The organism is Microbacterium sp., assembly GCF_031180975.1.
GTDB lineage: Bacteria > Actinomycetota > Actinomycetes > Actinomycetales > Microbacteriaceae > Microbacterium.
Genome location: NZ_JAPSLI010000003.1, coordinates 106,802 through 114,423, shown reverse-complemented (window position 1 = coordinate 114,423; position 7,622 = coordinate 106,802). Strand labels below are relative to the sequence as shown.

Below are 7,622 nucleotides of genomic sequence, written 5' to 3'. Positions count from 1 at the left end.
GACCCTGCGGGGCCTCCATGGGCACCGGCCAACCCGGGCGGGGCCCCTGGTGCGCGCGTGGCCGTGTTACTCGGGGGGGGGGGGGGGCGCTGGGGGGGGGGGGGGGCGCGGCCCCCCCCCACCCCGCGTCACAACCACCCGTGTCAGAACCAGTCGCTCTCGCGCACCTGGCGCATCGCCAGTTTGCGCGTGTCCCCTTCGAGCCGAGACAGGTACACCTTGCCGGCCAGGTGGTCGGTCTCGTGCTGCAGTGCCTGGGCGAGCAGCCCCTCCCCCTCGATGACGACGGTGTTGCCGTCCAGGTCGATGCCCTCGACCCGCGCCCACGGGTGCCGGGGAGTCTCGTGCCACAGGCCGGGCACCGACAGGCATCCCTCGCCGGTCGGCTGGGGCTCGCCGCGCACCTCCGTCAGCACGGGGTTGATGACGTATCCGACGTCCCCGTCGATGTTGTAGCTGAATGCACGCAGCGCCACGCCGATCTGGTTGGCGGCGACGCCGGCTCGGCCGGGCAGCTTCACGGTGTCGATGAGGTCGGTGACCAGCGCGCGCACCCCGTCGTCGATCTCGTCGACGGATGCGCACACGGTCCGCAGCACCGGGTCACCGTACAGCCGGATCTCGCGCACCGCCATCAGGCGCTCCTCCCCCGCAGCCCCTCGACGAGCGCGGCGGCGAGCTCGCGCGCCGCGCGACGCGTCTCCGGTGCGAGGCTGGCGAAGTCGATCGGTCCGCCACCGGCGATCTGCGTGTCGTACGGGATGCGCAGCACGGTGCGGGCTCGCGTGGAGAAGTGCGCCTCCAGCTCGTTCAGCCGAACCAGCGGCGAGCCCGGCGTGGACTGGTTGAGCACCACGATCGCGTCGCGGGCGAGGTCGGCGCGTCCGTTGCTCTCCAGCCAGGTCAGGGTCTCCGAGGCCAGCCGGGCCTCGTCGACGCTGAGTCCGGAGACGATCACCAGCTGGTCGGCGAGGTCGAGGGTGGCTCCCATGACGGAGTGCACGATGCCCGTGCCGGAGTCGGTGAGCACCAGCGAGTAGTACTGCGCGGCGACGGTCGCGACGTCGCGGTAGTCGGCGTCGCCGAACGCCTCGGACACCCGCGGGTCCGCGTCGGACGCCAGCACGTCCAGGCGGGTCTCGTCGCGGGCGACGAGCGCGGAGATGTCGTGGTAGCCGCGGATGTCCTGCTGCGCGCGCACCAGGTCGCGCACGGACTTCGTCTGCGTGCCGACGGCCCGCTCCGCGAGCGTGCCCCGGTCCGGGTTCGCGTCGACGGCGATGACACGGTCGTCGCGGGCGTCCGCGAGCGCCATGCCGAGCAGGACGGTGACCGTCGTCTTGCCGACGCCGCCCTTGCGAGACAGCACGGGCACGAACCGGGCCGTGCCGGTCAGCGGGGCGGCGATGCGCGCGGTGAGGGCCTTGCGCTCCCTCGCCGTGCGGCTGTCGCCGATGTTGATGCGCCCGCCCGACAGCGAGTAGAGCAGGTGGCTCCACGCACCCTCCGGTTCGGGGCGCTTCGCGCGGTGCGGGTCGAGCAGTCGGTCGGCGGTGAGCAGGTCTGCGCTCTCCCGGTTCGCCTCGCCGAGATCGTCGAGCCGCTTGGCTGTCAGTGCGACGTCGGCGGCGGGGCGGGCGGGCTCGGTCCGGGCGACGGCGGATGCCGGCGCAGCCTCCGTGCCAGCCGGCTCCGACCCCGCCGGACCTGCCGTCGGAGCCGCCGATGCGGCGGGGTCCTCCGCGCGCGCGGCCGGCCGCTCGGCGGACCGCGGCCGCGTCTCGTCGTGCCGGGGTGTCCGGGGCGACGACATCGCCTCCCGCAGCTGCGCCCTGGCGGCCGCGACCGCGGACTCGATACCGGCCAGCGGCGCCTGCCCGGTCTGCGACTCCGGCGCGGTCTGCGACTCCGGCGCGGTCTCACGAGCGGATGCCGTTGCCGGCTCGTCCGCCGCGGCGATGCCCTCCTCGGCCCTGGCCGACGTGGCGGCCTCCGGCTCGACCACAGGCTCAGTGGGTCCCTCCTCCGCGACCTCCTCGGCGGCGTCCTCCTCGGCCGTGTCCCGGTGAACCGTCGTGATCAGCGAGTCGGCATCGGCGGTGGCCTCACTGTCGCCTTCGACGGAGGCAGTGAGCTCCACAGCCTCCTCGTCGTCGTCCGCATCGACCATCTCGTCCTCCGCGGCCGCTCCGCCGCCGAGGATCTCCGACTCCGCGAACTCCTCGTCCACGATCTCAGCGTGATCCGGTTCGGCCTCGTCCGCCGGGCCGGCGCCTGCCTGGTCAGCCGGGACGTCCTCGGCATCCGCCCGGTCGTCGTCCTCGGCGGGCAGCTGGATGACGACGTCGGGGGTGGGCTGGGTGATCCGGGCCACCGTGTCATCGTCCGCGAGCGCGGACGTGTCGATGACGAGATCGGAGATGACCTCGCCGTCCACCACGGCGTCGTCGTCGAGTTCGTCGTCCTCCTCGACCGGCAGGTTCACGTTCACCTGCGCGGTGCCGACCAGGCCGATGCCGGTGGTGTCCGACGACGGGCTGTCATCGAGCACACCCAGCGAATCGTCCCCTTCGGGTTCGGGGATGTTCTTCGGTGTCACGATCTCACTCCAAGCTCGGGCGGTTTTCGGGCCCGCACAACGTTAGTGCTCCGGACGGATCACGACCAAAAGATCACCGGCGTCGACCTGCTGGGTCTCGGAGATCGCGAGCCGCTCCACCACGCCGTCCACGGGGGTGGTGATGGCCGCCTCCATCTTCATCGCCTCGATCGACGCGACGGGGTCACCGGCGCGCACGCTCGCACCCGCCTCGACCTTCAGCGTGACCGCCCCGGAGAACGGTGCGGCGATCTGACCCGGCTTGGACGTGTCGGCCTTCTCCACCTCGTGCGTGTCCACCGCGACCGAGCGGTCGCGCACAGACACGGGTCGCAGCTGCCCGTTCAGCGTGGTCATGACCGTACGCATGCCTTTCGGATCGACCTCCCCGATCGCCTCGAGGCCGACGTACAGCCGGACGCCGCGCTCGATCTCCACCTCGTGCTCGACGCCCGGTACGAGCCCGTACAGGTAGTCGGCGGTGTCCAGGGCCGACAGGTCGCCGTACTCCTCGCGGTTCTGACGGAACGCCTTGGTCGGTGCGGGGAACAGCAGGTGGTTCAGCATGTCGCGCCGCTGCTGCGGGGTGCCGTTCAGCGCGTCGCGCTGCTCGTCGGTGAGCGGCGTCACGCCGGTACGTGCCGCGCGGCCGGCGAGCACCTTGCTGCGGAACGGCTCGGGCCATCCGCCTGGCAGGTCGCCCAGTTCGCCCGCCATGAATCCGATCACGGAATCCGGGATGTCGTAGCGCTCGGGGTTCCGCTCGAAGTCGTCGGGGTCGGCCCTGACCGCCGCCAGGTGCAGCGCGAGGTCACCCACCACCTTCGACGACGGCGTCACCTTCGGCACCCGGCCGAGGATGCGGTTCGCGGCGGCGTACATGTCCTCGATGAGCTCGAAGTCGTCGGCGAGCCCGAGCGCGATGGCCTGCTGACGCAGGTTCGACAGCTGTCCGCCGGGGATCTCGTGGTGGTACACCCGGCCGGTGGGGCCGGGCAGCCCCGACTCGAACGGCCGGTACAGGTGGCGGGTCGCCTCCCAGTACGGTTCCAGATCGGATGCCGCCTGCAGGTCGATCCCCGTATCGCGCTCGGTGTGAGCGAGCGCAGCGACCAGGGCTGACAGCGGCGGCTGGCTGGTCGTCCCCGCCATCGGCGCGGATGCCACGTCGACGGCATCCGCGCCGGCCTCGCTCGCAGCGAGCAGCGTCGCCAGCTGCCCTCCAGCGGTGTCGTGCGTGTGCACGTGCACCGGCTGGTCGAACCGCTCCCGCAGCGCCCGCACCAGCCTGGCCGCGGCGGCAGGGCGCAGCAGCCCTGCCATGTCCTTGATACCGATGACGTGGGCGCCCGCCTCGACGATCTGCTCCGCCAGGCGCAGGTAGTAGTCGAGGGTGTACAGATCCTCGGCCGGGTTCAGCAGGTCTCCGGTGTAGCACAGCGCCGCCTCGGCGACCGCCGTGCCGGTGCCGAGCACCGCGTCGATCGCGGGCCGCATCTGCGACACGTCGTTGAGCGCGTCGAAGATGCGGAAGATGTCCACGCCGGTCGCGGCGGCCACCTGCACGAACGCGTCGGTGACCTCGGTCGGGTACGGCGTGTACCCGACGGTGTTGCGCCCTCGGAGCAGCATCTGGATGTTGATGTTCGGCAACGCCTCCCGCAGCGCGGCCAGACGTTCCCACGGATCCTCCGCGAGGAAGCGCAGCGCGACGTCGTAGGTGGCCCCGCCCCACGCCTCCACCGACAGCAGCTGCGGGGTCATCCTGGCAACGTACGGCGCGACCGCGACCAGGTCACGGGTGCGCACGCGGGTGGCCAGCAGCGACTGGTGCGCGTCTCGGAATGTGGTCTCGGTGACTGCCAGCGCCGTCTGGGCGCGCAGGTCGGCGGCGAACCCGGCCGGGCCGAGCTGCTGCAGACGTTGACGGGAGCCGGCCGGCGGCGCCGCAGACACGTCGATGGCCGGCAGCTTGTGCGCCGGCGACGGCGTGAGCGGGTGCTCCCCGTTCGGCTTGTTCACCGTCACGTCGACCAGCCAGCGCAGGATCTTCGTGCCGCGGTCCTTGGACACCCGTCCGCGGACCAGCTCCGGCCGCTCGTCGATGAACGAGGTGGACAGGTCTCCGGCGGCGAACGCCGGATCGTCCAGCACGGCCTGCAGGAACGGGATGTTCGTGGACACGCCGCGGATTCGGAACTCCGCCAGGGCGCGCCTGGCCCGCGAGACGGCGGTGTCGAACGAGCGCCCGCGGCAGGTGAGCTTGGACAGCATCGAGTCGAAATAGGGGCTGATCTGCGCGCCGGCCGCGGTGGTGCCGCCGTCGAGGCGGATGCCGGCGCCGCCGGGCGACCGGTAGGTGGTGATCTTCCCGGTGTCGGGCCGGAAGCCCTGGCTGGGGTCCTCCGTGGTGATGCGGCACTGCAGCGCCGCGCCGCGCAGCTGGATGTCGTCCTGCTCGAGTCCGAGTTCCACCAGCGTCGCGCCGTCCGCGATCTGCATCTGCGCGCGGACGAGGTCGACATCGGTGACCTCCTCGGTGACGGTGTGCTCCACCTGGATGCGCGGGTTCATCTCGATGAAGACCGCCTCGCCCGCACGGGGACCCGCGGTCTCCAGGAGGAACTCGACCGTCCCGGCGTTCTGGTAGCCGATCGACTCGGCGAACGCCACCGCGTGCCGATGCAGAGCGCGGCGCACGTCGTCGTCGAGATTCGGCGCCGGGGCGATCTCGATCACCTTCTGGTGCCGGCGCTGCACGGAGCAGTCGCGCTCGAACAGGTGGACGGTGTTCCCCTGGGCGTCGGCGAGGATCTGCACCTCGATGTGCCGCGGGCGCAGCACCGCCTGCTCGAGGAACATGCGCGCATCGCCGAACGCGGCACCGGCCTCCCGCATCGCCTCGGCCAGCGCAGGAGCGAGCTCGCCCTTGCTCTCGACGCGACGCATGCCGCGGCCGCCGCCACCGGCGACCGCCTTCGCAAACAGTGGGAAGCCGATCTCGTCGGCCTGAGCTACCAGCGTGTCGACGTCGTCCGACGCCTCGGTGGAGCGCAACACCGGAACACCGGCGGCGATCGCGTGACGTTTGGCCTCGACCTTGTTGCCCGCCATCTCCAGCACGGATGCCGGCGGGCCGACGAACGTGATGCCGGCCGCCGCGGCCTTCTCTGCAAGTTCCGGGTTCTCGGACAGGAATCCGTAGCCCGGGTAGATGGCGTCGGCGCCGGCGTCCTTCGCGACCCGGATGATCTCGTCGACGTCGAGATACGCCTGCACGGGGTGTCCGCGTTCGCCGATCTCGTACGCCTCGTCGGCCTTGAGCCGATGCAGCGAACCGCGGTCCTCGTACGGGAAGACGGCCACGGTTCTGGCCCCCACTTCGAAAGCCGCGCGGAAGGCTCGGATCGCGATCTCGCCGCGGTTGGCCACCAGGATCTTCTGGAACATGCACACCTCTGAGAGCTCGATGTGCGCTGTTCCGCGCACATGGGCGGGGGGCTGAGTGTCTGTCCAGACTAGGGCACGGTAACGTGGAGTCCGTGCACGTACTCAGCGTCAGCTCCCTCAAGGGAGGCGTAGGCAAGACGACCGTGACCCTCGGTCTCGCCTCCGCCGCCTTCGCCCGCGGCATCCGCACCCTGGTGGTCGACCTCGATCCGCAGTCGGACGTGTCCACGGGCATGGACATCCAGATCGCCGGGCGTCTGAACGTCGCCGACGTGCTGGCCAATCCCAAGGAGAAGGTCGTCCGTCAGGCGATCACCACCAGCGGCTGGGCGAAGGTGCACCCCGGCACGATCGACGTGCTGATCGGCAGCCCGTCCGCGATCAATTTCGACGGCCCGCATCCGAGCGTCCGTGACGTGTGGAAGCTCGAGGAGGCCCTCGCCACGGTCGAGAGCGAGTACGACCTCGTCCTCATCGACTGCGCGCCCTCGCTGAACGCACTCACCCGCACGGCCTGGGCTGCCAGCGACCGGGTCATGGTCGTCACGGAGCCCGGCCTGTTCTCGGTGGCCGCCGCCGACCGCGCGCTGCGTGCGATCGAAGAGATCCGCCGCGGCCTCTCCCCCCGTCTGCAGCCGCTCGGCATCGTGGTCAACCGCGTGCGCCCGCAGTCCATCGAGCACCAGTTCCGCATCAAGGAGCTGCGCGACATGTTCGGTCCGCTCGTGCTCGCACCGCAGCTGCCGGAGCGCACCTCGCTGCAGCAGGCGCAGGGCGCGGCGAAGCCGCTGCACATCTGGCCGGGCGACTCCGCTCAGGAGCTGGCGGCCGACTTCGACTCGCTGCTGGACCGGATCATCCGCACCGGCCGCGTCCCCGTCCCCGAGGGCGGCCCGCAGGCCTGACCGCCCGGGAAAGGCAGGCGGGGTCCCGAAAGATGGGTCCCTGAGCCTGTCGAAGGGAACGAAGCGCCCCTCGAAGGGTTACGCCGTGCGCTTCGCGCGCCGCGCGGCGAGCTCGTCGACCGGGTCGGGGGCGGTGGGGTCGAACTCCACGAGGGTGGACTCGACCTCACGCAGCACCTTGCCGACGGCGATGCCGAACACGCCCTGCCCGCGGCTGACCAGGTCGATGACCTCGTCGTTCGAGGTGCACAGGTAGACCGAGGCACCATCGCTCATCAGCGTGGTGCCGGCCAGGTCGCGGATGCCGGCGGCGCGCAGCTGCTCGACCGCGGTGCGGATCTGCTGCAGTGAGATGCCGGTGTCCAGCAGCCGCTTGACGAGCTTGAGCACCAGGATGTCCCGGAAGCCGTACAGGCGCTGCGAACCGGATCCGCTCGCCCCGCGCACCGTGGGGACGACCAGCTCGGTGCGAGCCCAGTAGTCCAGCTGACGGTAGGTGATCCCGGCGGCACGCGCGGCCACAGCGCCGCGGTAGCCGACCTCGTCATCCATGGCGGGAAGGCCGTCGGTGAAGAGGAGCTCGGTCACGAACCGCGGGTCGCCCGCGCGCTCATCCGCATCCATAGTTGTCCTCCCTGAACGATTACCTCAACGCTAGAGCAGCCACC

General features: G+C 71.2%; 5 protein-coding genes. 1 reads left to right on the top strand and 4 read right to left on the bottom strand.

Annotated elements, in window-relative coordinates; all coding sequences use genetic code 11:
* Positions 1 to 143 precede the first annotated feature (143 nt).
* Genes RIF65_RS05310 through RIF65_RS05300 form a run of 3 tightly spaced genes read right to left on the bottom strand, consistent with a single transcriptional unit; the run spans position 144 to position 6,049 of the window.
* Complete coding sequence (locus tag RIF65_RS05310) at positions 144 to 635, bottom strand: peptide deformylase (protein ID WP_309066361.1); 492 nt, start codon at positions 633 to 635, stop codon at positions 144 to 146.
* Positions 635 to 2,599, bottom strand: a complete 1,965-nt coding sequence (locus tag RIF65_RS05305; protein ID WP_309066362.1) for a nucleotide-binding protein — start codon at positions 2,597 to 2,599, stop codon at positions 635 to 637. Before RIF65_RS05305 ends, RIF65_RS05310 begins: the two co-directional genes overlap by 1 nt.
* A 42-nt stretch (positions 2,600 to 2,641) precedes the next feature.
* Entirely contained in the window at positions 2,642 to 6,049 is a 3,408-nt protein-coding gene (locus tag RIF65_RS05300; protein WP_309066363.1) for a pyruvate carboxylase, read from the bottom strand.
* Positions 6,050 to 6,141: 92 nt separating this feature from the next.
* Here RIF65_RS05300 and RIF65_RS05295 point away from each other — a divergent pair, with 92 nt between their 5' ends.
* Positions 6,142 to 6,954 (top strand): ParA family protein, encoded by an 813-nt coding sequence (locus RIF65_RS05295; RefSeq protein WP_309066364.1) that lies wholly within the window; start codon positions 6,142 to 6,144, stop codon positions 6,952 to 6,954.
* A 78-nt stretch (positions 6,955 to 7,032) separates the two neighbouring features.
* On the opposite strand, the gene RIF65_RS05290 is transcribed toward RIF65_RS05295, so the two are convergent.
* Entirely contained in the window at positions 7,033 to 7,578 is a 546-nt protein-coding gene (locus RIF65_RS05290; protein ID WP_309066365.1) for a MerR family transcriptional regulator, read from the bottom strand.
* Positions 7,579 to 7,622: the final 44 nt, after the last annotated feature.

Bases quoted from the DNA above. Each gene is read 5' to 3' on its own strand.
- RIF65_RS05290 (WP_309066365.1), bottom strand. From the start codon at position 7,578: ATGGATGCGGATGAGCGCGCGGGCGACCCGCGGTTCGTGACCGAGCTC.
- RIF65_RS05300 (WP_309066363.1), bottom strand. From the start codon at position 6,049: ATGTTCCAGAAGATCCTGGTGGCCAACCGCGGCGAGATCGCGATCCGA.
- RIF65_RS05310 (WP_309066361.1), bottom strand. From the start codon at position 635: ATGGCGGTGCGCGAGATCCGGCTGTACGGTGACCCGGTGCTGCGGACC.